Annotated in this window: 20 protein-coding genes; 13 read left to right on the top strand and 7 right to left on the bottom strand. The window is 62.1% G+C overall.

The genetic code is table 11. The features are described 5' to 3' along the window. Positions 1-206 precede the first annotated feature (206 nt). Positions 207-1,904: a sulfatase-like hydrolase/transferase gene (locus J3P81_RS15885; RefSeq protein ID WP_434559697.1), complete on the top strand. Its 1,698-nt coding sequence runs from the start codon at positions 207-209 to the stop codon at positions 1,902-1,904. A gap of 8 nt (positions 1,905-1,912) precedes the next feature. On the opposite strand, the gene J3P81_RS15880 is transcribed toward J3P81_RS15885, so the two are convergent. Continuing rightward, entirely contained in the window at positions 1,913-3,832 is a 1,920-nt protein-coding gene (locus J3P81_RS15880; protein ID WP_434559695.1) for an acyltransferase family protein, read from the bottom strand. 248 nt (positions 3,833-4,080) lie between these two features. Here J3P81_RS15880 and J3P81_RS15875 point away from each other — a divergent pair, with 248 nt between their 5' ends. From J3P81_RS15875 to J3P81_RS15855, 5 genes are all read left to right on the top strand, one after another. Then, complete coding sequence (locus J3P81_RS15875; RefSeq protein ID WP_420765801.1) at positions 4,081-4,749, top strand: ABC transporter ATP-binding protein; 669 nt, start codon at positions 4,081-4,083, stop codon at positions 4,747-4,749. Continuing rightward, entirely contained in the window at positions 4,749-7,217 is a 2,469-nt protein-coding gene (locus J3P81_RS15870; RefSeq protein ID WP_434564127.1) for an FtsX-like permease family protein, read from the top strand. Before J3P81_RS15875 ends, J3P81_RS15870 begins: the two co-directional genes overlap by 1 nt. Next, positions 7,207-8,277 carry a lipocalin-like domain-containing protein gene (locus tag J3P81_RS15865; protein WP_434559693.1) on the top strand — a complete coding sequence of 357 codons (1,071 nt, stop codon included), beginning with the start codon at positions 7,207-7,209 and terminating at the stop codon, positions 8,275-8,277. The genes J3P81_RS15870 and J3P81_RS15865 overlap by 11 nt, the downstream gene beginning before the upstream one ends. Positions 8,278-8,339: 62 nt before the next feature. Beyond that, a complete protein-coding gene (locus J3P81_RS15860; protein ID WP_420765803.1) occupies positions 8,340-8,582 on the top strand; it encodes a hypothetical protein in 243 nt (80 codons plus the stop codon). 30 nt (positions 8,583-8,612) lie between these two features. Continuing rightward, entirely contained in the window at positions 8,613-8,786 is a 174-nt protein-coding gene (locus J3P81_RS15855; protein ID WP_420765804.1) for a hypothetical protein, read from the top strand. A gap of 168 nt (positions 8,787-8,954) precedes the next feature. Here J3P81_RS15855 and J3P81_RS15850 read toward each other — a convergent pair whose 3' ends face one another. From J3P81_RS15850 to xthA, 6 genes are all read right to left on the bottom strand, one after another. Continuing rightward, complete coding sequence (locus J3P81_RS15850) at positions 8,955-9,473, bottom strand: Hcp family type VI secretion system effector (protein ID WP_420765805.1); 519 nt, start codon at positions 9,471-9,473, stop codon at positions 8,955-8,957. Between the two features lie 95 nt (positions 9,474-9,568). Continuing rightward, a complete protein-coding gene (locus tag J3P81_RS15845) occupies positions 9,569-9,739 on the bottom strand; it encodes a hypothetical protein (protein ID WP_420765806.1) in 171 nt (56 codons plus the stop codon). A 10-nt stretch (positions 9,740-9,749) separates the two neighbouring features. Then, a complete protein-coding gene (gene hglS / locus J3P81_RS15840; RefSeq protein WP_434559691.1) occupies positions 9,750-11,144 on the bottom strand; it encodes a 2-oxoadipate dioxygenase/decarboxylase HglS in 1,395 nt (464 codons plus the stop codon). Positions 11,145-11,281: 137 nt separating this feature from the next. Then, on the bottom strand, positions 11,282-12,211 hold the full coding sequence (locus J3P81_RS15835; protein ID WP_420765808.1) for an alpha/beta fold hydrolase: 930 nt from the start codon (positions 12,209-12,211) through the stop codon (positions 11,282-11,284). A gap of 383 nt (positions 12,212-12,594) precedes the next feature. Continuing rightward, positions 12,595-13,929, bottom strand: a complete 1,335-nt coding sequence (locus tag J3P81_RS15830) for a substrate-binding domain-containing protein (RefSeq protein WP_420765809.1) — start codon at positions 13,927-13,929, stop codon at positions 12,595-12,597. 224 nt (positions 13,930-14,153) lie between these two features. Beyond that, positions 14,154-14,966, bottom strand: a complete 813-nt coding sequence (gene xthA, locus J3P81_RS15825; protein ID WP_434559689.1) for an exodeoxyribonuclease III — start codon at positions 14,964-14,966, stop codon at positions 14,154-14,156. Between the two features lie 175 nt (positions 14,967-15,141). Here xthA and J3P81_RS15820 point away from each other — a divergent pair, with 175 nt between their 5' ends. The 7 genes from J3P81_RS15820 to J3P81_RS15790 all read left to right on the top strand — a co-directional run bounded on the left by J3P81_RS15820 (position 15,142) and on the right by J3P81_RS15790 (position 26,421). Then, entirely contained in the window at positions 15,142-15,786 is a 645-nt protein-coding gene (locus J3P81_RS15820; protein ID WP_420765811.1) for a GNAT family N-acetyltransferase, read from the top strand. A gap of 65 nt (positions 15,787-15,851) precedes the next feature. After that, on the top strand, positions 15,852-17,579 hold the full coding sequence (locus J3P81_RS15815; protein ID WP_420765812.1) for an autotransporter assembly complex protein TamA: 1,728 nt from the start codon (positions 15,852-15,854) through the stop codon (positions 17,577-17,579). Further along, entirely contained in the window at positions 17,576-21,262 is a 3,687-nt protein-coding gene (locus J3P81_RS15810; RefSeq protein ID WP_434559687.1) for a translocation/assembly module TamB domain-containing protein, read from the top strand. Before J3P81_RS15815 ends, J3P81_RS15810 begins: the two co-directional genes overlap by 4 nt. Before the next feature lie 233 nt (positions 21,263-21,495). Continuing rightward, positions 21,496-21,969, top strand: a complete 474-nt coding sequence (locus J3P81_RS15805; protein WP_420765814.1) for a MarR family winged helix-turn-helix transcriptional regulator — start codon at positions 21,496-21,498, stop codon at positions 21,967-21,969. Next, a complete protein-coding gene (locus tag J3P81_RS15800; protein WP_434559685.1) occupies positions 21,966-23,435 on the top strand; it encodes an efflux transporter outer membrane subunit in 1,470 nt (489 codons plus the stop codon). Before J3P81_RS15805 ends, J3P81_RS15800 begins: the two co-directional genes overlap by 4 nt. A 15-nt stretch (positions 23,436-23,450) precedes the next feature. Then, positions 23,451-24,647, top strand: coding sequence for an efflux RND transporter periplasmic adaptor subunit (locus J3P81_RS15795; RefSeq protein ID WP_420765816.1), 1,197 nt, complete (start codon positions 23,451-23,453; stop codon positions 24,645-24,647). A 244-nt stretch (positions 24,648-24,891) separates the two neighbouring features. Beyond that, positions 24,892-26,421, top strand: a complete 1,530-nt coding sequence (locus J3P81_RS15790) for a DHA2 family efflux MFS transporter permease subunit (RefSeq protein ID WP_420765817.1) — start codon at positions 24,892-24,894, stop codon at positions 26,419-26,421. The last annotated feature ends 40 nt before the right edge of the window (positions 26,422-26,461 follow it).

The following is a 26,461-nucleotide window of genomic DNA, read 5'->3' as shown; positions in this document are numbered from 1 at the left end:
TTTTAAAGGGCTCTGGAGACGTTTAAGTAACCGATGAACGGTATATATCCATAGATTTTTATGTTTTTGATGCGTCAAAGGTGTCACTTTTGAGGTAACTTTTTTTTGACGCTGCGACCGATCAGTCTCTTTCTTGCGCTTTGAAATCCCGCTGCTAGTGTGCAGAAAACGAACCCTCCATCCGCCGCGCCACCGCCGAGAAAAACATGACCCGATACCTCAAGGAACTGCTGCTGTTGCTGTACCTTTTCAGGGGACATGACTATTACCTGGAGCGTCTCGCTGCGCTGGGTCTTGGTTTTGCAACGGTGCTGTTCGGTGCGATGTTCCTTGTGCTGGTGCTTGCGTTGTGGATGAGCGCCTACATCCGCCAGACGTTGGTGCGGCATCTGTTTGCCTTGGCACTGTTTGCCTCGGCGGTGTTCTTCGAGGTGTATACCCGGGTCACCGACAGTTACCTGACCTACAGCCAGTTCGTGTCGCTGGTGTATTCGGGCGGCTTTATCCAGGAGGCGGCTTATCAGTATCGAGAGGTGATTCTCAGCGCGATGGCGGGCGGCCTGTTGCTGCTGTTGGGCATCGGGCTGAAGCCTCGGCGGCGTTTACCATTGCCCGGTTATGTACCGGTCGCCGCGCCGTTGCTCGGGGTATTGCTGCTCAGTGGTGTGCTGTTCGCAAGGGCGGGCGAGGGCGCCCGTGGTCTACCAGTGATGTATACGCCGCTGGCCTATCTGAACCTGTTTGCCTACGAGGCGCTGCACAACACCGTCGGCGTCCGCGAGCCTGTCAGCTTGGGTCGCCGTTCTCCTGCGATCGAGCACGATATCGTGTTGATCATCGACGAAAGCATCGGTGGCAACTACCTCGATATCAACACCCCGTTCGGTGTGAACAGCGGCCTCAAGACCCCGCCGCCTGGGGTGGACATCTTCAATTACGGTTATGCCGCTTCCATCGCCAATTGCAGCGCCGACACCAATATCACCCTGCGTTATGGCGGTACGCGGGCTGATTACGTGCGTATCAACAGCACGCAGCCGTCAATCTGGCAGTACGCCCATGTCGCGGGCTTGCATACCGTCTATATCGATGCCCAGCGCACCGGCGGCAACTTGCAGAACCTGATGACCGAACAGGAAAAGCAAGACATCGACCAATTCATCCAATTCGACCAGGTCCGTGTGCTGGACCGCGACATGGCAGCCGCGGCGCAGTTGATCGAGCTCTTGGGCAATGACCGGGCCGAACTGGTGGTGGTGAATAAAGTGGGGGCGCATTTTCCGGTCCACGACAAATACCCCGACGAATTCATGAAACACCGTCCGGCCTTGCCCCGGGGGCGGTTCCAGGACGTGGCCGACACCGGCCAGCGCGACGGCTTCAACGGCCAGCAATATGACTGGTTGCTGTATCGCAATGCGTACCAGAACACGCTCCTATGGAACGTCGGCGAGTTCTTCCGGCGCCTGTTGCGTCAAGGCAATCTTCAGAATGCGGTGCTGATCTATACCTCCGATCATGGCCAGGATCTGCACGAGCGTGGCAATCCCGGGCTCAATACGCATTGCGGCGGCGACCCGGTGGAGGAGGAGGGGCTGGTGCCTTTGGTGGTTATCCAGGGCAGCCAGCTGCGCACCTTGGACTGGCGCGGCGCCTGGGCGCAAAACAAGGATCGTTCCAGCCACTACAACATCTTTGCGACGCTGCTTGAATTGATGGGCTACGACCCGGCGGCGGTCGTGGCGCGCTATGGAAAACCCCTGAGCCAACCCACCGAGGACGACTTCACGTTCAACTACCGCTTCAACGCGCGGCTGGGGGCCAAGCCAGCCTGGAAGCACATCGATCTGGGCAACATCGTCATACCGAAACCGGCCCAGACCGAGATGGCGGCGGGGCATTGAGCGAGCGCCTATCGGGTGGTAGCAATCGGCGTGGTTGGCGCTGGGTCGTACAGCAGCGTGAAGCCCAGGTCGCGGAGCGCGCGGCCAATGAAACGCGAGCCGACATCGTTCAAGTGCGCGTCATCCCGGTAGAGCAGTTGTCCGTTGATGATCGGGCTGCACAGGCCGGCCGGGCAAATCACCTGGTTGGGATCGATGAAGCGCACCTGGGGCAGCCTGGCGCGTATCTGCGTCCAATAGGGCGCCGCGGCGTCCAGCCGCGTTGAACACTGCCGAAGAGGAGCGAACATCAAGCGGCGCACCGGGCACGTCGCGGCGTTGTCGATTGGCTGATTGCTGAGAACGACGATGACTTGGCCGGTCCGGTCCGCCACTTGCCGGATGCTTGCCTCGATGACGGCTCCTGCTGCCGGGTCCCGGGGCCAGGCGCCGGCGAGCACCACGTAGGGATACCGGTTCCGCTCGATCAACTGCAACACCTGCTCATTTCGCGCCACGCAGCGTGCCCCGTAACCCGCCGACATCTCGGCGGCGTGGCCGAAGATGGGTGGGCACTTGTCGAGGGTGTAATCCATCAAGGCGATGCCGTTGGGTTCGGCCAGGACATCGACCATGCCGGTGAAATGGTTGGCGAAAGAGTCTCCGACCATCACGCCGTCGATCTGCGCCTTGCGTGCCCCGAGATGGCACGCCGGATCGGGCGCGGCGTTGTAGCGCGCATTGGGCATGTGGCAGCGCTCACGCAGTTTGTTCGGTTCGGTCAGGCTCATCGCTTCAAGGATCGACACCTGCGGTACGAAACGCTGCGGGAACCCCTGCCATTGCACGCTCATTACAGCCAGCACGGCCAGCCCCAACGCTGGAACCATGAACCGACGGCCAAATGCGCGGGTGAACGGCAACAGCGCCCCGGTTCGTCGAAAGGGGACTTCGACAAAATGCCAGGAACCCCAGGCCAGTAGCGTCGCCACTGCCATCAGGCCCAGCCCCAGCGGGAGCGTGATGTTGATATCCAGATATCTCAGGTACGCAATCAAGGGCCAATGCCAGAGGTAAAGCGAGTAGGAAATCAGACCAACAAATACCATCGGCCGGTTGGTCAGCCAGCGCGAGCGTGTTCCGCCGCTGCCAGCGAGGATCAACAGCGCCGCCCCCAGGCAAGGTATAAGCGCATTGAGGCCGGGAAAGGTTGTTTCCGGACTCAGTGCAAACAATGAATAGGCAATCGATCCGGCTCCCGCCAGCGCCCAGATCCGGCCCACCCCGTCACTGAACGTACGTGGCTGCGCGAGATAAATCGCCAACGTCGCCCCCAGCAGCAGTTCGAAAAAACGTGTGGGCAGCAGATAGTAGGAGGCAGAGGGAACGAGGGTCGTGGCGTACTGCGAAACGCCAACCGTCACGACAACGCCGATGCACACCAGCGGCAGCAAGTAGCGGGGTGCCCATCGACACAGCATCAGCATCAGCAGCGGCCAGAGCAGGTAGAACTGTTCTTCGATGCCCAGTGACCAGGTATGCAGAAGTGGGGCTTCGCTGGCGTCCGCCGCGAAATAATTTCCGTACTTCATCCAGATATAGATATTCGAAACACCGAGCAGGGAGGACAGCGCGCTGATGTTCAGTCGGGTCAGGTCGACCGGAGACAGGACGAAGATCCCGGCGATCACGCTCGCCACCACCACCGTCGTCAGCGCCGGTACGATGCGGTTGATGCGCCGCTGATAAAACCGCTTCATGGAGAAGGTGTTCTGTTGGATCTCGCTGAACACCTGGGACGTGATGAGGAACCCCGAGATGACGAAAAAAATGTCCACCCCGACGAAGCCGCCTGGTAAGAGGCTGGCGTTGAGGTGATGGATAAACACGGCGATCACCGCAACAGCGCGAAGACCATCGATATCGGGGCGATATTGGGTGTGAGGCATGGCGGCGATCGTCCGTGAAAGGAGGAATCCTTGATGCGTCATGTTAATGACGATTGCGCCGACAGCCTTTAACGGCGCGCGTTAGTTATTGATCAATAGCAGAAAGTTGACGAAGTGCAAGATTATCCGGCGCGTCAGGCAGGGGTGGCGACCAGTGGTAACGGAAACTGCCGATGACGTCGGCCAATGGCCGTGGCCCTCGATTCCGCTATCCTGAGAGCCAATGGTTTTACCCAATGAGCCTTTCAATGCTTGAAGTTCGAGAAGTATTCAAAAGCTACCCAACCCCCCAAGGTCTTCTGCCGGTGTTGCAAGGCATCGACCTGACCTTGCCCCCCGGCAGCAGCCTGGCGCTGATGGGCGAATCGGGCAGTGGCAAGAGCACCTTGTTGCACCTGGTTGCCGGCCTGGACAAGGTCGATCGCGGCAGTATTCGCAGCGGCGGGTATCGGCTCGACGGCATGAGTGAACATGAGTTGGCGAACTGGCGGCGCACGGAAATCGGCCTGGTGTTCCAGCAGTTCAACCTGATCAGCAGCTTGCCGGTGGAAGACAACCTGGCGTTCCAGGCGCGCCTGTGTGGGCGTTTCGACGCGGCCTGGCAAACGCATCTGGTGCAGCGGCTCGGGCTGTCGCAACTGCTGCGGCGTTATCCCGAGCAGCTTTCCGGCGGGCAGCAACAACGGGTCGCCCTGGGCAGGGCGCTGGCGTCACGTCCGCCGTTACTGTTGGCCGACGAACCCACTGGCAATCTGGACGAAGCCACCAGCGACGAAGTGCTGAAGCTGTTGCTGGAATTGCTCGACGGCAGCCCGACCAGCCTGTTGATGGTCACCCATAGCCAGCGGGTGGCGGCGCGCCTGGCCCATCGGGTGGTATTGCAGGGCGGGCGCCTGGCAGAGGCGACCCAGGGGTGATGATCGTTCGCCAGACCCTCAAGGCGCTGCTCAGCCATTGGCGCCGGCACCCGGTGCAGTTTTTCAGTGTATTGACCGGGCTTTGGCTCGCCACCAGCCTGCTGACCGGTGTGCAGGCGTTGAACAGTCAGGCCCGCGACAGCTACGCCCGGGCCAGTCAGTTGATCGGCGGCGAACCCCAGGCCAGCTTGAGCGCCCCCGGCGGTGGCACGTTCGCGCAGCAATGGTTCATCGACCTGCGCCGCCAGGGCTGGCCGGTGTCGCCGGTGTTGCAGGCGCGAGTGACGCTCCAGGGGCACGAAGACCAACGCCTGCAACTGATGGGGATCGACCCGGTGTCGCTGCCGCCGGGTTCGGCTTTGGCGGGGCAGGCGCGGGAGATTGCCGAGGTGGTGGAATTTTTCACAGGTGCCGGCCACACCTGGATTGCACCGCAGACATTGCAGGCCCTGGGGTTGAAGGAGGGCGACCGCCCCCGCACCGTTGACGGCCAGGCCCTGCCACCCTTGCACGTGCAGCCGGACATGGCCCCGGGCGTGCTGCTGATGGACATCGGTTTTGCTCAAGCGCTACTTCAGATGCCGAACCAGCTTTCACGATTGGTACTGCCCAGCACCTACACCGCCGCCTTGCCCGAGGCCTTCAACGGGCTGTTGCAATTCAAGCGCGCCGAGGACGAAAACAACCTGTCGCGCCTGACCGAAAGCTTCCACTTGAATCTCGACGCACTGGGGTTTTTGTCCTTCGTGGTGGGCCTGTTCATCGTCCATGCCGCCATTGGCCTGGCCTTGGAGCAACGCCGCGGCCTGCTGCGGACCCTGCGGGCCTGCGGCGTCAGCGCGGGGGTGCTGATCAGCAGCCTGGCGCTGGAACTGGGCGCACTGGCCCTGCTGGGCGGGATCGCCGGCGTGCTAAGTGGTTATTGGCTGGCCAGCCTGCTGTTGCCTGATGTAGCGGCGAGCCTGCGAGGTTTGTACGGCGCCGAAGTCCCCGGACAACTGAACCTCAGTCCCTGGTGGTGGTTGGGCGGTATCGGCCTGGGCCTGCTCGGCGCTGTACTGGCCGGCGCCCAGAGCCTGTTGCGCGCCGCTCGCCTGCCGTTGTTGGCCCTGGCCAATCCCCAGGCCTGGCACCAGGCCCATGCGCGTTGGTTGCGGCGCCAAGGTGGGGTGGCGCTGTTGGCGGCGCTGGTCGCCGCGTTGGCGCTTGCCTGGGGCGACAGCCTGGCGAGCGGTTTTGTCCTGATGGCCGCATTGTTACTGGGCGCGGCGTTGGCCTTGCCGGTGTTGCTCAACGCCGTATTGAACCGACTGCTGCGCCGCAGCCGTTCGGTGCTCGGCCAATGGTTCCTCGCCGATTGCCGTCAACAACTGCCGACGTTGAGCCTGGCGCTGATGGCGCTGCTACTGGCGTTGGCGGCGAACATCGGCGCTGGCAGCATGACGTCGGGGTTTCGCCAGACGTTCAGTGACTGGCTCGAGCAGCGACTGACCGCCGAGCTGTACATCAACCCGCAAACGCCGGCCCAGGCGGCCGAACTGCACGACTGGCTCAACCAGCAACCCACGATCACCGCCGTGTTGCCCAACTGGCAGGTGTCGATGCCGTTGCAAGGTTGGCCGACGGACATCTACGGCATCATCGATCACTCGTCCTATCGCCAGCACTGGCCGTTGCTGGAGTCCGCCGGTGACCAAGCCTGGCAGCAACTGGCAACAGCCGACACGCTGATGCTCAGCGAACAACTGGCTCGGCGCCTGAAGGTGCGGATCGGCGACCGCTTGAACTTGCCGACCCCGCAAGGGCCCTGGACCCCAAGGGTTGTCGGGATTTATGCCGACTACGGCAACCCCAAGGGCCATGTGCTCATCAACGCCGAACATTTACGGGCGCATTGGCCGCAGTTGGCACCCAATCGCTTCAATCTGCGTATCGAGCCGTCGGCGATTCCCCCGATGTTGGCGGCGTTGCAAGACCGCTTCAACCTGGATGACAACCGCATTGTCGATCAGGCTCGACTCAAGGGCTGGTCTACCCAAGTGTTCGAACGCACCTTTGCCGCCACGGCGGCGCTTAACAGCTTGACCCTGGCGGTGGCTGGCGTTGCGCTGTTCATCAGCCTGCTGACCCAGAGCCAGAGTCGCCTCAGTCAGTTGGCGCCGTTATGGGCATTGGGAATCACGCGGCGGCAATTGATGCTGCTCAACCTCGGGCAGACCTGGCTGCTGGCGTTGCTGACGCTGCTGCTGGCCCTGCCGCTGGGCATTGCCCTGGCCTGGTGCCTGGACGCGGTCATCAATGTCCAGGCCTTTGGTTGGCGCCTGCCATTGCGCATCTTTCCGATGCAGTTGGCGCAGTTGTTGGGCCTGGCGATGTTCGCCACGCTGCTGGCATCGGCCTGGCCGCTCTATGCGTTGTACCGCACGCGGCCGGCGGACCTGCTGAGGACTTTCGCCCATGAGGATTAGAATCGGCCTGGTGTTGCTGGCGCTGCTCGGCGGTTGTGACAACACAACGCCTCCGGACAAGGGCTTTGCAGGGCTGGGTACCGAGGCTGTCGCCTTTACGCCGGTGGTACCTGGGCGCGTGTTCAGCTTTCCAGCCGATCATGGTGCGCATGAAGGCTTTCGCATCGAGTGGTGGTACGTCACCGCCAATCTCAAGGACGTCGAGGGGCGGGATTTCGGTGTGCAGTGGACGCTGTTCCGCAGTGCCCTGGATGCCGCGCCTCCGGCCAGCGGTTGGCGCAACCAGACGATCTGGCTCGGCCATGCCGCCGTCACGTCCGCCACCGTCCATCACGCCGCCGAGCGCTACGCCCGGGGTGGAGTGGGGCAGGCCGGGGTGCGTACCACGCCCTTCGAGGCCTGGATCGACGACTGGCGATTCGGTACTCAAGCCGCTGGCCCGGACCCGCTCGCAGACATGCAGTTGCAGGCGCGCGGGCCGCGCTTCAGCTACGACCTGCGGCTGACGTCGAGCCGTCCACTGGTGCTGCAGGGCAACCAAGGCTTCAGTCAGAAATCCGAGCAAGGCCAGGCCTCGTACTATTACAGCCAACCGTTTTTTCGAGCCGGTGGTCACTTGGAAATCGATGGCCAGCGCTATCAGGTCAGTGGCCCGGCCTGGCTCGACCGGGAATGGAGCAGCCAGCCCCTGACGGAAAACCAGACCGGGTGGGACTGGTTTTCCTTGCACCTGGACAAAGGCGAGCACGTGATGCTGTACCGCATGCGCCACAAGGACGGTGAGCCGTACCTCACCGGCACCTGGATTGACGCCCAAGGCCAGGCGACGACACTGGCCGCCAACCAAATCAGCCTCACACCGCTGGACACCGCCGAAGTTGCGGGAAGGCCCATGCCAGTGAGCTGGTCAATCAGGATTCCCGGCAAGCAATTCGATATCACCACGCGAGCCCTGAACCCCAATGCCTGGATGAACCTTCGCATCCCGTATTGGGAGGGGCCGGTGCAACTGAGCGGCAGCCATGGTGGCACCGGTTATCTGGAAATGACGGGGTATTGATTCGTCGGAACTCCCTGCGTTCATCGCCCCTCATACCTATGAATGCCTCGCGGGAGTCCGTCATGAGCGATGACATCAAACAACCGTCGCTGGCCAACTGGCAGCGGCTATTCGACGACAAGGCCTATTGGCAAGAGTCGCCTGATGCTCATTTCACCGAGCTGATGCGGCTCGCCGACGACCTGTTCGGCCTGGGAGAGATTGACCTGGACCGGTGGCAAGATTTGAAAACCAAGGCTGAGGAGCTCCACCAACGCTCGCCAGATGCCAACGTTGCCGAGGAAATGGCAGACCCCGACGCTTGATACCTTTCAAGCCAACCCAAGGAGTTCGTGATGAAGTCCAGCCATGATCAAACCCAGCAGAACCCCGACGCCCCGGCCTTGCCCGGTGAAGTGGAGCGTGACAACGACGCTTTGCGGCCCAACGACCCGGCCAAGCGCGAACAGCAGCAGGGCAACCCCGATGCGCAGGAAACCGACGCGCAGAAAACAGCAAGGCGCAAATAACGCTGCCGGGAGCAGGCTGCCTTGCCATCCTCATGAAGAATAATTTAAGCCTGGCTCACGCACATCCCTCGCAAGCTCCACTATCATTGTTTGCGTTCGCCCAGTGCCAGGCTCTTTACCAGTGCATGGAATGCCGAGGCCGTCGCACTGGGCGAACACCCGTGAGGCTTAGCTTGTGACGGGGGTGCGCCAGTCATCGGAGCCCGAAGTGCCGCTCACCTCGTGGGTCCAAGTGATCTTGCGGTAGGTGAAATGGACGTCCTCCAGATGGGTGAAGTGGCTGTTGCCAGGGTCCTGGCAATTAAGCATGTAGTCGTTCATATCAACGATGATCGCGTCTTCCAGAGTGGTGGTGTAGTAGTGTTCCTGGGTGCCCGCGGCCGAGGTGCGATACCACTGGATTTCGACTTTCGTCAGGCGTTCGCCGCTGGTCAGGGCTGCCTGGAGCAGCGGCGAGGCCTTGTCGAACACCTTGGTGATGACCAAGGGTTTGTGTATGCGCTGGCCGGTTGGCTGCCCGGACTGAGGGTCGCGGGGGATAGTCACCTGGTGCTGGAAACCCTGCACCATGATCTGGTCTTCATGACCTTCCTGATAGGTATTGCCCACCGAGTCGGCGGTGAACGCTCCGGCGGTGATCAGACCTTGTTTGGTGCCTTCGATGGACATGTAAGCGGGGGTAGCCAATGGATGCTCTCCTTCCTGGATAACGGGATGCCGGGGCGGGAATCGTCCCGAGGCGGCTGACCGTTATCAAGAGCTATGCCATCTTTAGAAAATGTTTAAAAATCAATCAGTTGTAGGTTTTCTGCGATTGGGTATAGCGACAAAGTCGCGAAATTCACGCAGAAGGTTGCACCGCGCTCCACGTTCCATTGCCCACGCAGCGCAGGGCGCCTGCCTCGGGCAACGAACAGCAACGACAGGGCATGGCCGATGAGCTGTTGTGCCATTTCCTGCTCTTTATTCGTGGCTCGCTTGCTGAGCGCCCAACGCCAACAGGCATTCCTCGAGGGAGCGCTTTTGTGTCTCGGCGTACAACCCCAACTCATCGATGGCCGGCCGTCCCAGTGCAGTTTCGAACGCTTGTCGATTGGATTGCCCTGCGTAGTGACTCTGGGCGGCGTCGCCAAGGTTCGACTGGAATATCCCGGCGGCGCTGACCGGCAGGAAATCTTCGTAGACCAGCGGTTCGGCGCGCAGATAGCCCTGTTCCAACAGGCGTTCCAGCGAGACATTCGGTTCCAACGCGCCTTTGGCGGCAAGCCCCGCCGGTGTCACGAAATAGCGGAAGTAAGCCAGCGCCTGTCGGCGCAATGATTGGTGATCATCGGGAAACTGAGCAAAGTGTTCGGCCATCAGCGCGTTGTAGCGTTCGGCATTGGCTTCATTGGGAAATCCGCCCAAGGCATCCCGCGCTGCATTCAACAGTTGGTCGTAGAGCGCCCGTCCGTTTGGCGTAAGAGCGGCGCCACGTTGTTCGATTTCCCCGAAACGGGCGCTGTGGCTGCCCTGGGATTGGGGTTGATCAGTGAACGCGACGGGCTCATCGAGCGCCTTGAAGCTGGTCTGGCGCAGCAGGATCGGGCACCGGCGACGCGGTGGCCCCTCGACCACCGCTTTGGGCGTGATGCCATGCAGCGGCATTTGGGCCTGGACGACGTCGATGTCCAGCGTCCGCGGCGTGAGGTGGTTGATGTGCGGCCCCTTGAACGCCACGACATCGGCGATCAGGCGATGCTGGGCGCTGAGTTGTCGGTATTGATCGGCGGTAACGGTGGCGCTGTGGTGCCAGCGAAAAGTCTCCAGCGCTTGCAGGACAAAATCGTCAGCCTCGGGTTGCGTCAGGCCGCCCTGGCGTTCGGCCAGATCGATCAGTTCAAGGGCGCCCGGGGTGAAGATTTTCCGTCTGGCCAGCACCGACTCGGCAAAGGTCCGCAGCTCGCTGTTTTCGATCAATTCCAGGCGCAACAGCGACGTAAATACTCGGAACGGGCTTATTTGCAGCGACTTCTCATGAACGGCGCGGAAGGCCGTTGAGTGCACTGGCACCCCAGCCGGCGTCAGGTCGTAGTAACCCACTGGCTGCATGCCCATGACCGCGAACAGCCGGCCCAGCATCGCCAGTTCCGAGGCGGTGCCGACGCGGATCGCGCCATGGCGTTCCATGTCCAGGCGTTGAAGTTCGCCGGTGCTGCTCAGGTGCTCGGCCAGTGATGGGTCGTTGGCCAGTGCCTGGGCGTTGGTTTGCTCCACGAGGTTCATCAATGCCCCATACAACGGGACCTCGTCGCGGTACATGTCGGACATCGCCTTGGAGAAGCGTTGGCGGATCAAGTCGGGGCTGACGAAGCTCATCGTAAGGATTCCAGGCGAGGACTGTGGGAAAGTTGGACGAAAGATCGCAGCCTTCGCCAGTGCCGGCAAACGAAGAATCTTCAGGACTTCATTCTGCCAAGGACTGATTGGTGGCTCATTTCAGCCCTGCATCTTCCTCACTGCCCTAATCCCTCAAGAAAGTCCCGATACAGCGCCGCGGTCTTGCCGGGTTTTTCAACCATGGGCATGTGCCCCACGCCTTCCCAGATTTCCACTCGCAGGTCGGCGATGCCCTTGCTCCACACCGGCACACTGCTGACGTCGATCAGCCGGTCCTTGCGTCCCCAAAGCAGTAATGACGGTGCGCGGATATCGTCCAGGCGAGGCTCCATCGCCGGGCTGGCGCGCAAGTCGACGAAAATCTCCGCCAATTCCTCCCGGCGCTGCTCGTAACGCTGGGCCAACGCCGCGAGTACAACGCTGGGCAGCCACGGCGGGGATGCCATGGTCATGGCGTAGAAGGGCGCAAAATCATCCCGGGAATGGACCAGAAACGGGTTGTGGCCGGCGGCCAGGTGACGCTCCATGTCGCTGGGCTCGGGAGCAGTGACGCCGGCCGGGTCGATCAGCGCGAGGGTCAGCACTCGTTCAGGCGAAGTCGCCGCCAGCCACGCCGCAAGGTGGCCGCCCATGGAGTTGCCGATGACGTGGACCTTGTCCAGGCCGCAGGCATCGAGCAGTTCGATGACTCGCCGGGCCTGGGTCGGGATGTCGTAGCCGCCGCCGGCCTTGAAGCCGGTTTCGCCATGGCCGGCCAAGTCGGGTATGACCACCCGGTACTGGTTGACGAAGTGCCGGGCGAAGCGCAGCCACAGGTTCTTGTCAGCGCTATAGCCATGCAACATCAGGATGCTGCCGGAGGCTTCGTAAGGCCCGCCTTGCCAGGTCGACACGGTCATTTCGCTGATGGGCACGGTGATTTTGTGCAGCCGATAAAGGCGCGCTTCCAAGGCCATACCCAGGTCGTACAACACATGTCCGATGCCTGGATACGTCAGCCAGCTCCAGACGATGAACACGGCGAGGACCACCCACAACACCAGCATGTCTTTACCTCCATGGGTCATGGTGGATTCGACCCGCCTCCTGAGTCGGCGGCGTCATTACGTAAGTGAAGCTCAAACCTGGGGATACCGCGACGACGGGCGGGTTTGCTGTGAAACACGCGATGTCGGCCAGCGAATCTCCTTTTTCATATATAGCCAAGATTCATGGGGAACGTTGAAAGCGTCAGTGTTCGAGTCGGCCGGGCGGTAGCGCACTGGCTTCTGTGGCAAGGGAGCTTGCTCCCGCTGGGCTGCGCAGCGGCCCCAAAAGGGGCTGGCGTGGTGATCAGGAATACCACGTCGGCTGTTCAACGACTGCTGCGCAGCCGAACGGGAGCAAGCTCCCTCGCCACAAAACCGAGTTCGCTTTTTGATTGTGGCGTTTAATATACCCAAACCTCCACCCGCCGATTCCGGACCCTTCCTTCGTCTTCGCTGTTGGCCGCCACCGGCATCAACGCGCCGAACCCGCGTACCTCGCGCAAGGTCACGCCGTATTTGACCAGTTCGCGCCGCACCGCCATGGCCCGAAGCCTGGACAGCAGGTCGGCTCGCGCCGGGTCGTCCTTGAGATCGCCGAAACCTACCAGGGTCACGCGCCGGTCGGCCTTGCCGTGCTGCTTGATGTAATCGAGTACGCGGCCCAGGTCTTGTTGGGCCTTGTTGTCCAGGCTGGCACTGCCTTCTTCGAAACGAAAATTCACCGTCAAGCGCTGGGCATGGCGGCTCAGGGCCTGATAACCCTCTGGCATCAGCGCGTTGGGGGTGACGGACATCGCTTGTACGGTCTGGGCAATGAACCCGTTCGCTGCAACGATGGCCTGGCCCTGTTCGCTTTGGGTGAAATCGACCAGAGCCTCGGCCCAGGGATTGCTCTGCAGAGGGGGTAGGTAAAAGAACAATCGTCGGGACAGGGGATAGTCCTCGGTGGCAATCAGGTTGTTCAGCGGCAACATCGGCTGGGAATCGCCGTCGACAATTGCCAGGGGCTTGGCCTGCCTTACGTAGGGCAAACCGATAAAACCGATACCCTGCGGGTCCTGGCTGACAGCGTCCGACAACTGCTCACTGGATTCGAAGCGCCGAGCTGTAGGATCCAGCTTTTTCCCTTGTCGGTTGAGTACCAGTTCCTTGAAGGTATCGTAGGTCCCGGACTGCTCGTCCCGCGCATACAGGTGGATTGCCCCGCCGACACTGCCCACGGCTTCCCAGGTTTTCGCCTCGCCACTGAAAATGCGCGCCAGTTGCCGGGTGTCGAGCTGTCGCAACGGGTTTTGTGGATGAAGAATGATCGCCAGGCCGTCGATGGCGATGACTTGCTCGGCGGTAGGACTTTTCAGGTCTCCAAGGGCCGCCAGGTCGTGCAGTTCGCTGTCCTTGACCGGCCGGGAAGAGGCGGCCAGGTCGGCGTTGGCTTGCTTGAGGGCGGTGAATCCGGTGCTGGAGCCGTGGGCGGCGATCTCGACTGAGACTCGCTGGCCTTCGGCGGTTTGTCCGACGATGCGTTGCTCGTTGTCGCGGCCGGTAATTTCAGTGCTGACCTTGAGCAATCCCTGGTCTTCCATCAGGCCTCGGACCAGGGCCGGCCCCAACGCCGCGCCAATGGTGTTGGAGCCCTGCAGGCGCAGGGCGGGGCCGTGTTCAGGAATGGGCAAACGGCCGGCCCATGCCACGCACGGCAGCCAGAGGCCCAGGAAAAACACAACGCACAGCCGCATGCCGGCCACCTTCTGACCTTGGGAAATGCCGGAAGATTAAGTCAGTCGGGTTACTGAAAGATGACAGCGGTGCGACGCCGGCCAATAACCGGCGCAGCAACTGTGGCAGCGAGCCTGCTCGCGATGACGGCAGCACAGTCAGTGTTGATGTGGCAGATAAACCGCTATCGCGAGCAAGCTCGCTTCCACAGGGCAGCCTTTGGAGGGAATCCGAAGGCTGGGATTCAGTTCAATTCCAACCAGATCGGCGCATGGTCCGACGGCTTTTCCATGCCCCGCAGTTCATAGTCCACGCCGGCGTCCTTGACCCGTGGCAGCAAGCCCTGGGACGCCAGGATCAGGTCGATGCGCAGGCCGCGCTTGGGTTCGTCTTCGAAACCACGGCTGCGATAGTCAAACCAACTGAAGCGGTCGGTGACGTCCGGGTTCAAGTGGCGGAAGCTGTCCACCAGGCCCCAGTTCTTCAGGCGAGCCATCCATTCGCGCTCTTCCGGCAGGAAGCTGCATTTGCCGGTCTTCAACCAGCGCTTCATGTTGTCCGGGCCGATGCCGATGTCGCAATCCTCGGGGGAAATGTTCACGTCGCCCATCACCACGACCGGTTGGTCGTTGCTGAAGCGGGCTTCCAGCAGTTGTTGCAAGTCGCTGTAGAAGCGCTCCTTGGCCGGGAATTTGGTGGGGTGATCGCGGCTTTCACCTTGTGGGAAATAGCCGTTCATGATGGTCACCGGCACACCGTTGGCATCGGCAAACGTGCCCCAGATGAAGCGCCGCTGGGCGTCTTCGTCGTCGGTCTCGAAGCCTTTGTGCAAGCTCAGCGGAGGCTGGCGAGAGAGCAGGGCGACACCGTAATGGCCTTTTTGCCCGTGGTAGTGCACGTGATAACCGAGGGCTTGCACCTCGGCCAGTGGGAACTGTTCATCGTGGACCTTGGTTTCCTGCAACCCGATCACGTCCGGCTGGTGCTTGTCGATCAGTGCCGCCAACTGATGGGGACGGGCTCGCAGGCCGTTGATGTTGAAGGAGACGATCTTCATGGTCGACTGTCCTGGCAAAACTGCGATGCTAGCTGACATGTGGGAGCGGAGCCAGCGTGGCAGTAGGACAAATGCACTGCTAATGTCCTTGGCATGTAGGAACGATCGCAACCCTGCCGGGTTCGTAGTCAATAAGAGCAGGGCCTCACCGAGCCCGCCCAGGAGACGCAACGCCATGCCCGAAACCGCCACTGCTGATATCCACATGCTCGACAGCGGTTATTCCCGCGAAGCGCGTTCATTGCTGTATCAGGCTTATCGCCACGAGCCGACCTTCAGCTACCTGTTCGAGTCCGAGCGTCCCGGTTACGAGCAGCGGGTGCGGGCGACCGTGCGAGAGCTGGTCAAACAGCATTTCTTCCAGGATCTGCCGGCGATCGGTCTGTTGGTGGACGATCGCTTGATCGGCATCGCGCTGATTGCCCCACCGCAGCGCCGCCTGGGCATTACCGAAAGCTGGGCCTGGCGCCTGCGCATGGTCTTGAGCACCGGATTTCGCTGTACCCGGCGGTACTTGGAGTACCACGCTGCGGTGCTGGCCTGCCTGCCGTCGGAGGCGGTGCACGTATTGCCGTTGTTGGGGGTTCATCCGCAATTCCAGGGCAAACACTACGGTGAGCAGTTACTCGAAGCAGTGCATAACTGGTGCGCCGTGGACGAGCATTCCCAAGGCGTGGTGCTGGACACGGGTAATTCCCGTTACCTCGAATTTTATAAACGCCAGGGTTACGAGGAAATTGGCGAAGTCGCCGTAGGACCGATCCGCGAGCATGTGTTCTTTCATGCGAACCCGCAGGTTCTGCGGAGCGCGACGGCTTAATCAGACGAACTTTTGGGAGTCGTCTGGCTCTATCAGGCTCCCAACCTCGTGATAGCATCCGCGCCATGAACTTCCCAGGACGAATGACCGGTGGCGCGCTCTTGCTGTCTCTCAGCTGCGTGGCGCTGGCACAAAGTGAATTGGATGTGCGGGTCAAACCGTCCAATGATGAACTCAAGGCCAACATAGAAGGCTACATCGGTGGTGTGGGCGACCGTGATGAAGAAGCGTTGCTGCGCTTCAGTCGCGGCGCCGAAGAGCAGGCGCGCAAAGCGGCCCAGGCGCTGGGCTACTACCAGCCGCAGATCGACAGCGAGGTCAAGGCGGGCAAGGCGCCGCGCCTGATCCTGACCATCGACCCCGGCGAGCCGGTGCACTTGCGTCATGTCACGATCCGCATCGACGGCCCAGCGTCATCGCTTGAGGGGTTTCGCGTGCCCGGCGGCGCGGGCCTCAAGCCAGGCGCTGTGCTCAATCACGGTCGATATGAAGACGCCAAGCGGACGATCCAGAACCAGGCCTCGCGCTATGGTTTTTTCAGCGGACGCTTCGTCAGCCAGACGTTGCGCGTGGATCCGCAGGCCGGTATTGCCGATATCGAGTTGATCTACGACAGCGGCCAGCGCTACGCCCTGGGGCCGGTCAGTTTCGAAGGCGACACGCCCTTCGACGAAGACCTGCTGCAACGCATGGTGCCGTTCAAGGCGGGCGCGCCCTACGACTCCGAGCTCATTGCCGAACTCAACCAGGCTTTGCAATCGAGCGGCTATTTCGAAGGTGTTCGCGTCGATGCAGCACCCACCGCGGCCACCGACAACGTGATCCCGGTAGCGGTCAAACTCGATACTCGCAAGCCGCGCACCATGGGCCTGGGCCTGGGTTTCTCCACTGACGTCGGGCCACGGGCCAAGGCCAACTGGACGCGTCACTGGGTCAACCCGCAGGGGCACAGCTACGGCTGGGAAGCGGAAGTCTCGGCGCCCCGGCAGAACGTCGGCCTCTGGTATGACGTGCCGCTGGACCCGCCGCTGACCGACAAGCTGCGCTACGCCGGTGGCTATCAATATGAAGAACTGGCCGGCACCGACACCCTCAGCAAACTGCTGACCGTCGGGCCGGAATGGCACAGCAAGTTGCCCAGCGGCTGGCAGCGGGTGGTGTCGCTCAAATGGCAGCGCGAGGAGTATCGTCTCGGTGACGATTCGGGCCTGAGCACGTTGCTGATGCCGGGTGTGAGCTATTCGTACCTGCGCAGCGATAACCGTATCGACCCGCACAATGGCTATCGGCTGCAATTTGACACCAAGGTCGCCAAGGAGGGATTGGGGTCGGACAATAACCTTTTGTACGGCACCGCCATGGTCAAGGGCCTGACCACCGTGTTCGACAAGCATCGCCTGCTGGCGCGCGCCCAGATTGGCGGCAGCGCCACCAATGGCTACAAATCGATTCCGCCGTCCCTACGGTTCTTTGCCGGCGGCGACCAGAGCGTGCGCGGCTACGACTACCAGAGCCTGTCGCCGGAGAACTCCGAGGGCGACCGTATCGGCGGCCGCTACATGGTGGCCGGCAGCCTCGAGTATCAGTATTCAGTCGCGGAAAAATGGCGGGTCGCAACCTTTGTTGATCAGGGCAACTCTTTCAACAGTCTCGAGCTGCCGAGCCTGAAGACCGGCGTCGGCGTCGGCGTGCGCTGGGTGTCGCCGGTCGGCCCGATCCGCCTCGACCTGGCCCACGCGCTGGACGACGACGGCGGCATTCGATTGCACTTTTCCATGGGGCCAGAGTTGTGAATCGCGGTTTGAAGATAACGTTGCTGGCCCTCGGCGGGTTGCTGGCGACGCTCGTGCTCGTGTCGAGCATCGTGTTGGGCACGGCGTTCGGAAGCCGCTGGGCACTCGGCCTGGTGCCGGGCCTGACCGTGGAGAATTTCCAGGGGCGGTTGGGCGGGCAATGGAGTGCCGACCGGGTGCTGTGGCAGCAGGACGCCAGCCGGGTGGAGCTTCATCAGCCGATCTTCGCCTGGTCGCCGTCGTGCCTGCTGCGCATGACCCTGTGCATCGATCAGCTCAAGGCCGACAACGTTGCGGTGCAACTGCCGGCCTCTACCGACGAGCCGAACAGCGGTCCGATCAGCCTGCCGGACCTGGACTTGCCCCTGGCGATCGAGCTGGGCGACGTCCAGGTGGGCAGCCTGTCGTTCAACGGCAGCGAGCAACTCAAGGGCCTGCAACTGGCGGCGCACTGGACCGCCGAGGGTTTGCAGATCGACTCGGTGCAACTGCAACGCGACGAACTGAGCCTGAAACTCTCCGGCCTGTTGCAGCCGCATGGTGATTGGCCGCTGAGTGCCGCGGGCCAGCTGACGTTGCCGGCACCGGGTGCGACGCCTTGGGCGCTGGATCTGAAAGTCGATGGCGAGTTGCTCAAGACCCTCAATCTGGCCGCCGACAGCAGCGGCTATCTGCAAGGCCGCCTGACCGGCGAGCTGCAACCCCTGGCGGATAACCTGCCGGCCAAGGTGCGCATCACTGCCGATGGCTTCAAGGCCAGCGCCGATTTACCGGACACGCTGCTGCTCGACCAGGTGGAATTGACCGGCGAAGGCGACCTGAAAAAGGGTTACCAGTTGCATGGCAAGGCGAGCCTTCGCGCCGAAAAAAAACCGGTGGCGTTGCTGTTGCAGGGCAAGGTGGACGCCAATGGTGCGCAGATCGCCGGCCTTGATCTTGAGGCCGGCGACCAGCAAAGCCTCAAGCTCACCGGACGGTTGGATTGGCGCGAGGGCCTGAACGCCGAAGCGGAAGTGGCTTGGCTGGATTTCCCCTGGCATCGCCTCTATCCGCTGATCGAAGAACCGCAAGTCACGCTGCGCAGTTTCAATGGCGAGGTCTCGTACACCGATGGCCAATACCTCGGCAACTTCCAGGCGGCGTTGGACGGTCCGGCCGGGGCGTTCAGCCTCGACAGCCCGTTCAGTGGCGACCTGACGCAAATCCACCTGCCGCAGCTCAAGGTCGCCGCCGGGGAGGGCAAGGCCGAGGGGCACTTGAGCCTGCAATTTGCCGACGGCATCGCTTGGGATACGGCGCTGCAATTGTCGGCCATCAATCCGGCGTATTGGCTTGGCGAGCTTCCCGGCACGCTGGCCGGGCCGTTGCGCAGTAAAGGCGCGATGAAAAACGACCGCCTCGAACTCGACGCGGACCTGGACCTCAAGGGCAAGCTGCGCGGCCAACCGGCGCTGTTCCAGGCCAAGGCCAACGGTGCAGGCGAGCAATGGAACCTCGGCGCCCTGGACATTCGTCTGGGCGACAATCGCATCAACGGCACCGCAAGCCTGCAACAGAAGCTCAGCGGTCAGATCGACATCAAGCTGTCACGGCTGGCCCAACTCTGGCCGCAATTGCGTGGCCAAGTCTTCGGACGCGTCGACCTGGCCGGAACGCTCAAGGCGCCCCAAGGCAAGCTCGGTGTGCAAGGCACGCAGTTGGCTTTTCAGGACAACCGCCTGCAAAGCCTGAACCTGGACGCGACGCTCGACAGTGCGCAGCGGGGCAAGGTCGACCTGAAGGCAAGCGGCATCCGGGCCGGCGAAACATCGCTGGGCGTGTTGACGGTCAGCGGACAGGGCGACATCAAGCAACAGAAGCTCAATCTCGACCTGCAAGGGCCCCAGTTGGAAACCAACTTGGCTCTTGATGGTTCGCTCGACCAAGGCAACTGGCGCGGACGCCTTGCCAAGGGAGATGTACAAGTCGGCGGGCAAACCTGGCGCTTGCAGGCGCCGGCCAAATTGGAGCGCCTGGCCAACGGCACGCTGAACTTCGGTGCTCACTGTTGGCGATCCGGCCCGGCCAGCCTCTGCGGCGAGGATCAGCGCCTGATGCCGGAGCCGAAGCTGCGCTATCACCTCAAGCAATTCCCCATCGAAAGCCTGGCCCAGTGGATGCCCAAGGACTTCGGCTGGCAGGGCCGGCTCAATGCCGACCTGCAACTGGACTTGCCGGCCAGCGGCCCAAGCGGTCGAGTGTTGGTGGATGCCAGCGGCGGTACGTTACGGATTCGAGACAAAGAGCAGGGCAAGGGGCAATGGTTGGATTTCCCCTATCAGACCCTGACGCTCAACAGCCGCCTGACGCCCACGCGCATCGATACGGACGTCAATTTCGTCGGCGAGAGGCTGGGTGAACTGACGCTTCAGGCGCGAATCAATCCGTTGCCGGCCAGCAAACCGTTGAGCGGCACCTTCCGGCTGAGCGGTCTGGACCTGTCGGTAGCCCGGCCGTTCGTGCCGATGGTGGAAACCCTGACCGGCCGTTTGAACGGCAGCGGCACGCTGTCCGGTGGCTTGCTCGCGCCCCAGGTCAACGGCAACCTCGTGCTCAGTGACGGCGAAGTCTCCGGCCCGGAGCTGCCGGTCAGCCTCGAAGCCCTGCAAATGCGAGCGATGATCGCTGGCGAAACCGTACGGCTCGATGGTGATTGGAAAAGTGGCAAGAGCGGGCAAGGCCGACTGACGGGGAACATCGGCTGGGGCGAGGCCCTGACCCTGGACCTGGCGCTCAAGGGCTCGCAACTGCCGGTCACCGTCGAGCCTTACGCGGTGCTGGATGTCGCGCCAGACCTGAACATCACGATGCAAGGGGAACGGCTTTCGATTGCGGGCAAGGTCCTGGTGCCCAAGGGCGAGATCACCATACGCGAGCTGCCGCCGTCTACGGTCAAGGTCTCGGATGACACGGTGATCGTCGGCCACCAGACTGAAGAGGGCGAGGTGCCGATGGCCATGGCGATGGACATCGACGTGATCGTCGGCCAGGAAAAACTCGCCTTCTCAGGTTTCGGCCTGACGGCCAATGTGCAAGGGCAGGTCCACATCGGCGACAACATGGACACACGCGGCGAGCTGTGGCTCAACGACGGCAAATACCGAGCCTATGGGCAACGGCTGACGGTGCGTCGGGCGCGATTGTTGTTCGCCGGGCCGATTGACCAGCCCTACCTGGACATCGAGGCGATCCGCCAGACCGACGATGTGATCGCCGGCATCCGCCTGAGCGGCAGCGCCGAACAGCCAGCCACGCAGATTTTCTCGGAGCCGGCCATGAGCCAGGAGCAGGCGTTGTCCTACCTGGTGCTGGGCCGGCCGTTGAGCACCACGGGGGAGGACAACAACATGCTCGCCCAGGCAGCGCTGGGCCTGGGCTTGATGGGCAGCTCCGGAGTGACCACCAGCCTGGCCAACAATCTGGGGATCGAAGATTTCCAGCTCGACACCCAAGGCAGTGGCAACGACACCAGCGTGGTCGCCAGCGGCAACCTGTCGGAAAAACTCAGCCTGCGCTACGGCGTGGGTGTGTTCGAACCGGCCAATACCATCGCGTTGCGCTACAAGCTGAGCAAAAAGGTCTACCTCGAAGCCGCGAGCGGCGTCGCCAGTTCGCTGGATATCTTCTACAAGCGCGATTTCTGATCCCCTTTCTACATTCCCAATGCCCAATGTGGGAGCGAGCCTGCTCGCGATAGCGCAATGACATTCAGCATCTTCGATGACTGACACACCGCTATCGCGAGCAGGCTCGCTCCCACGAAATTTTCTGCGTCTGTTTGTTTATGCGTAGCTAACTAACTATTTGTTTGACATTTGCTGCCTAGGCAGTAACATCTCGTCATACATTCACTGCCTAGGCAGCAAAAGGTGGTCAGATGAAGCATTTCACCCCAGACGAATTCCACAATTGCCATCTCGGCATGCTGCTCGGCCGTGCCGCGATGCTCAAGGATCGGATCATCGACACGCACATGGAGCCCGTCGGCATCACTGCCGCGCAGTTCAAGGTGCTGATCATCATGGCCCAGCACGGCATCGACACGCCGGTGGAGCTGTGTCGTTACCTGTCGCTGGACAGCGGCTCGATGACACGAATGCTCGACCGCCTGGAGCAGAAGAGCTTCCTGGTTCGCCAACGCTCGGCCCAGGACCGACGGCAGGTCCGCCTGGTGTTGACCGAGGCCGGCCAAGCGCTGGCTGACCGCCTGCCATTCATCGGGGCCGACGCCATGAATCAACTGGCCGGTGCCATCAGCCGCGAGGAGCTGCAAACCCTCGAGAACATCCTCAAGAAAATACTGCTCGCCGCCGGTGATCCCTTCACCGTCCTGCGATTGGGGGAAAAATGAAGCGTCAAACCTTGCGTACCGGCCTGAGCCTGGTGCTATTGGCCATGAGCCTGGCCGGTTGTGCCAGCTACAGTGGCCTGAATACCGAAGGTGTCAGCCTCGAGGCCAAAAGCCTCCAGGCGGGACAATCGCTGACTGGCGTCACGTTGTCGCCGGCCTCGTGGCCCAAAAGCGATTGGTGGAAGAGCCTCGGCGATCCGCAACTCGATAGCCTGATCCGCGAAGCGCTGCGTGACAGCCCTGACATGCAGATCGCCAGCGCCCGTGTTCACCAGGCCAGCGCCGCTGCCTACGCCGCCAATGCCGCGCGTCTGCCGTCCCTGGACGCCAGCGGCAGCGTGAGCCGTTCGCGCCTGGCTCGCGACCAGGATCCGCAAGGGCAGGGCGGCGCCTACAGCACCTTGCGTTCGCTGAGCGTGGATTTCAACTACGACTTCGATTTGTGGGGTGGCCAGCGCGCTGCCTGGGAAGCTGCCCTCGGCCAGGCCCGCGCCGCCGAGATTGACCGCCAGGCCGCACAGCTGACCCTGGCCGCTGACGTGGCCCGGGCCTACAGCGACTTGGGCCAGGCCCATATCATTTATGACCTGGCCAACGAAGATCTCAAGCGCACGCGGCAAATGCTAGACCTGGGCAAGCGCCGTCTCAGCGCCGGGATCGACAGCGAATATCAGTTCCAGCAGACCGAAAGCCTGGAGGCCAGCGCCGATGCCACATTGATCGACGCGGAGAAACGTTTGCAAAGCGCCAAGATCGCCTTGGCGGTGCTGCTGGGCAAAGGGCCGGATCGTGGCAACGAAATCGCCCGGCCCCACGTGTTGCAGGCCAGCGCGGTCGCCTTGCCGTCGAACCTGCCTGCCGAGTTGCTGGGCCGTCGTCCGGACCTGGTCGCCGCGCGGTGGCGGGTGGAGGCGGCTAGCAAGAACATTGAGGCCGGCAAGACGAACTTCTACCCCAACCTCAACCTGAGCGCGGCGGCCGGGGTGCAATCGCTGCTGGGTGACGCGATGTTTGGTTCAGCGAGTCGCTTCTTCAACGTGGCGCCGACGGTGTCGCTGCCGATTTTCGACGGTGGACGTTTGCGGGCGGACCTGGACGCCCGTGACGCCGACTACGACCTGGCGGTGGCGCAATACAACAAGAGCCTGGTCGCGGCACTTGGCGATGTCAGCGACACCATCAATCAGTTGCGTGACATCGGCCGGCAGATCGGCGCCCAGCAGCACGCCGTGGATATCGCACAGAACTCCTATGACACCGTGGTCCAGCGCTACGGCTCCGGCATCGGCAATTACCTGGACGTGTTGAGCATCGAGCAGCAGTTGCTCCAGGCCCAGCGCCAACTGGCAACGCTCAATGCCGAGCAGATTGATTTGTCGATCCAACTGATGCAGGCCCTGGGCGGCGGCTTCGACACCCAAACCGTGGCTTCGGCCGCACCGGCCGCCACCGCGCCGGCTCACTGATTCGAGGTATTTGTCATGGCAACTGCCGAAACAACGCAACAAACGCCACAGGACAGCGGCAACCCACGCAAACGCAAGGTCATGCTGCTCGCCCTGGCCGTGATCGTCATTCTCGGTGGCCTGGGCGTCTGGGCCTGGCACGAACTGTATGGGCGCTGGAGCGAAAGCACCGACGATGCCTACGTCAACGGCAACGTCGTGGAAATCACCCCGCAGGTCACCGGGACCGTGATAAGCATCGGCGCCGATGACGGCGACCTGGTGCGCGAAGGCCAGGTGCTGGTGCAGTTCGACCCGAACGATGCCGAAGTTGCGCTGCAAAGTGCCCAGGCCAACCTGGCCCGTACCGTGCGCCAGGTGCGCGGCTTGTACAGCAATGTCGATGGCATGAAGGCGCAAGTCCATGCGCAAGAAGCCGAAGTGCAGAAGGCCCAGGAGAACTACAACCGACGCAAGAACCTGGCGGCGGGCGGGGCGATTTCCCAGGAAGAACTGTCCCATGCCCGGGATGACCTGACCTCGGCGCAGAACGCCCTGGCCAATGCCCGGCAGCAGCTCAAGACCACCAGCGCCTTGGTGGATGACACCGTGGTGTCGTCCCATCCCGACGTGCAAGCGGCCGCCGCGCAACTGCGCCAGGCGTTCTTGACCAATGCTCGCAGCACCTTGATCGCGCCAGTGACCGGTTACGTCGCCAAACGCACCGTTCAGCTCGGCCAACGGGTGCAACCAGGCACCGCGTTGATGGCCGTGATCCCGCTGGACCAGTTGTGGATCGACGCCAACTTCAAGGAAACCCAACTGCGCGACATGCGCATCGGCCAACCGGTGGACATCGAGACCGATCTGTATGGCAGCGATGTGAAGTACAGCGGCACGGTCGACAGCCTGGGCGCCGGGACCGGCAGCGCATTCGCCTTGCTGCCGGCACAGAACGCCACCGGCAACTGGATCAAGATCGTCCAGCGGGTGCCGGTGCGCATTCATATCAATGCCCAAGAGTTGGCCAAGCATCCGCTGCGGGTGGGGCTGTCGACCCAGGTCGACGTCAACCTGCATGACCAGAGCGGGCCGGTTCTGGCCCAGCAGCCACCGCAAAAAGCCACGTTCAGCACCCAGGTCTACGACCGCCAGCTGGCCGACGCCGACGCGATGATCACGCGCCTGATTCATGAAAACAGCGCGGCGGCGGGCAAGACCGCGCAGCGCTGAAGCAGCGCCGCCAACCCTGTGGCGAGGGAGCTTGCTCCCGCTCGGCTGCGAAGCAGTCGTAAACCGGTGGGAGCGGTGTGTCTGATGTTGCGTGCTCGACAGGTTTTGGGGCCGCTCCGCGGCCCAGCGGGAGCAAGCTCCCTCGCCACGTGTCTGTCAAAGGCCTTAAGTGACAGTGACAGCATCACGGTCCTGGCGGGTTTTTGCTTCGATTTCACCACCACCGCTTCATAGGATTCTCGCAATGAGCAATAACGCGTCCTTCACGCCGCCCAGCCTGTTGCTCAGCACCATCGGGTTGTCGCTGGCGACGTTCATGCAGGTGCTCGACACCACCATCGCCAACGTCGCCTTGCCGACCATTTCCGGCAACCTGGGCGTGAGCTCGGAGCAGGGCACTTGGGTGATCACTTCGTTCGCGGTGAGCAACGCCATCGCGCTGCCATTGACCGGCTGGTTGAGCCGGCGGTTTGGCGAGGTGAAGCTGTTTCTGTGGGCAACGATGTTGTTCGTCCTGGCCTCGTTCCTGTGCGGAATCTCGACATCGATGCCCGAGCTGATCGGCTTTCGTGTGCTTCAAGGGCTGGTGGCCGGGCCGTTGTATCCGATGACCCAGACCTTGCTGATCGCCGTGTACCCACCGGCCAGGCGTGGCATGGCCCTGGCGTTGCTGGCGATGGTCACGGTGGTGGCGCCGATCGCCGGGCCGATCCTCGGCGGCTGGATCACCGACAGCTATAGCTGGCCTTGGATTTTCTTCATCAACGTGCCCATCGGCATCTTCGCGGTGATGGTCGTGCGCCAGCAGCTCAAGGCGCGGCCGGTGGTCACCAGCCGCCAGCCGATGGACTATGTCGGCCTGATCACGCTGATCATTGGTGTCGGCGCGTTGCAGGTGATTCTCGACAAGGGCAATGACCTGGATTGGTTCGAGTCGAACTTCATCATCATTGGCGCACTGATTTCGGTGATCGCCCTCGCGGTGTTCGTGATCTGGGAAATGACCGACGGCCACCCGGTGGTCAACCTGCGGCTGTTCGCCTATCGCAACTTTCGCATCGGCACCATTGTGCTGGTGGGCGGTTACGCCGGTTTCTTCGGCATCAACCTGATCCTGCCGCAATGGCTGCAGACCCAGATGGGCTATACGGCCACATGGGCCGGCCTGGCGGTAGCGCCGATCGGTATCCTGCCGGTGTTGATGTCGCCCTTCGTCGGCAAGTACGCCCACAAGTTCGACCTGCGCCTGTTGGCCGGGCTGGCCTTCCTGGCGATTGGCCTGAGTTGCTTCATGCGCGCCGGGTTCACCAACGAAGTGGATTTCCAGCACATCGCCCTGGTGCAGTTGTTCATGGGCATCGGAGTGGCGCTGTTTTTCATGCCGACCTTGAGCATCCTCATGTCCGACCTGCCGCCTCACCAGATCGCCGATGGCGCGGGGCTGGCGACGTTTCTGCGGACCCTGGGCGGCAGCTTCGCCGCATCCTTGACCACATGGATCTGGATCCGTCGGGCCGACCAACACCACGCGTACCTGAGCGAAAGCATCAGCACCTTCGAGCCGGCCACGCGCGAGACGATCAACCAGCTCGGCGGGGCGAGCACGCCGGTCTATGCCCAGCTCGACCAGATCCTCACCAGCCAGGCGTACATGCTCTCCACCGTGGATTACTTCACGTTGCTGGGCTGGGCATTCATGGGGTTGATCCTGCTGGTGTGGCTGGCGAAACCGCCGTTCACGGCGAAGGCGGGGCCTGCTTCGGCAGGGCATTGACTGGGTAATGCAGTTTCAATGTGGGAGCGAGCTTGCTCGC

The organism is Pseudomonas sp. R1-6 (assembly GCF_051132115.1).
In the GTDB taxonomy this organism is placed as follows: Bacteria; Pseudomonadota; Gammaproteobacteria; order Pseudomonadales; family Pseudomonadaceae; genus Aquipseudomonas.
This window is presented reverse-complemented; position numbering and strand designations above follow the sequence as displayed.

Excerpts from the sequence above, each read along its gene's own strand:
- J3P81_RS15875 (WP_420765801.1), top strand. The coding sequence starts at position 4,081 with ATGCTTGAAGTTCGAGAAGTATTCAAAAGCTACCCAACCCCCCAAGGT.
- J3P81_RS15865 (WP_434559693.1), top strand. The coding sequence starts at position 7,207 with ATGAGGATTAGAATCGGCCTGGTGTTGCTGGCGCTGCTCGGCGGTTGT.
- xthA (WP_434559689.1), bottom strand. The coding sequence starts at position 14,966 with ATGAAGATCGTCTCCTTCAACATCAACGGCCTGCGAGCCCGTCCCCAT.
- J3P81_RS15830 (WP_420765809.1), bottom strand. The coding sequence starts at position 13,929 with ATGCGGCTGTGCGTTGTGTTTTTCCTGGGCCTCTGGCTGCCGTGCGTG.
- J3P81_RS15805 (WP_420765814.1), top strand. The coding sequence starts at position 21,496 with ATGAAGCATTTCACCCCAGACGAATTCCACAATTGCCATCTCGGCATG.
- J3P81_RS15795 (WP_420765816.1), top strand. The coding sequence starts at position 23,451 with ATGGCAACTGCCGAAACAACGCAACAAACGCCACAGGACAGCGGCAAC.
- hglS (WP_434559691.1), bottom strand. The coding sequence starts at position 11,144 with ATGAGCTTCGTCAGCCCCGACTTGATCCGCCAACGCTTCTCCAAGGCG.
- J3P81_RS15820 (WP_420765811.1), top strand. The coding sequence starts at position 15,142 with ATGCCCGAAACCGCCACTGCTGATATCCACATGCTCGACAGCGGTTAT.
- J3P81_RS15885 (WP_434559697.1), top strand. The coding sequence starts at position 207 with ATGACCCGATACCTCAAGGAACTGCTGCTGTTGCTGTACCTTTTCAGG.
- J3P81_RS15855 (WP_420765804.1), top strand. The coding sequence starts at position 8,613 with ATGAAGTCCAGCCATGATCAAACCCAGCAGAACCCCGACGCCCCGGCC.
- J3P81_RS15880 (WP_434559695.1), bottom strand. The coding sequence starts at position 3,832 with ATGCCTCACACCCAATATCGCCCCGATATCGATGGTCTTCGCGCTGTT.
- J3P81_RS15815 (WP_420765812.1), top strand. The coding sequence starts at position 15,852 with ATGAACTTCCCAGGACGAATGACCGGTGGCGCGCTCTTGCTGTCTCTC.
- J3P81_RS15790 (WP_420765817.1), top strand. The coding sequence starts at position 24,892 with ATGAGCAATAACGCGTCCTTCACGCCGCCCAGCCTGTTGCTCAGCACC.
- J3P81_RS15870 (WP_434564127.1), top strand. The coding sequence starts at position 4,749 with ATGATCGTTCGCCAGACCCTCAAGGCGCTGCTCAGCCATTGGCGCCGG.
- J3P81_RS15845 (WP_420765806.1), bottom strand. The coding sequence starts at position 9,739 with ATGGCACAACAGCTCATCGGCCATGCCCTGTCGTTGCTGTTCGTTGCC.
- J3P81_RS15860 (WP_420765803.1), top strand. The coding sequence starts at position 8,340 with ATGAGCGATGACATCAAACAACCGTCGCTGGCCAACTGGCAGCGGCTA.
- J3P81_RS15800 (WP_434559685.1), top strand. The coding sequence starts at position 21,966 with ATGAAGCGTCAAACCTTGCGTACCGGCCTGAGCCTGGTGCTATTGGCC.
- J3P81_RS15835 (WP_420765808.1), bottom strand. The coding sequence starts at position 12,211 with ATGCTGGTGTTGTGGGTGGTCCTCGCCGTGTTCATCGTCTGGAGCTGG.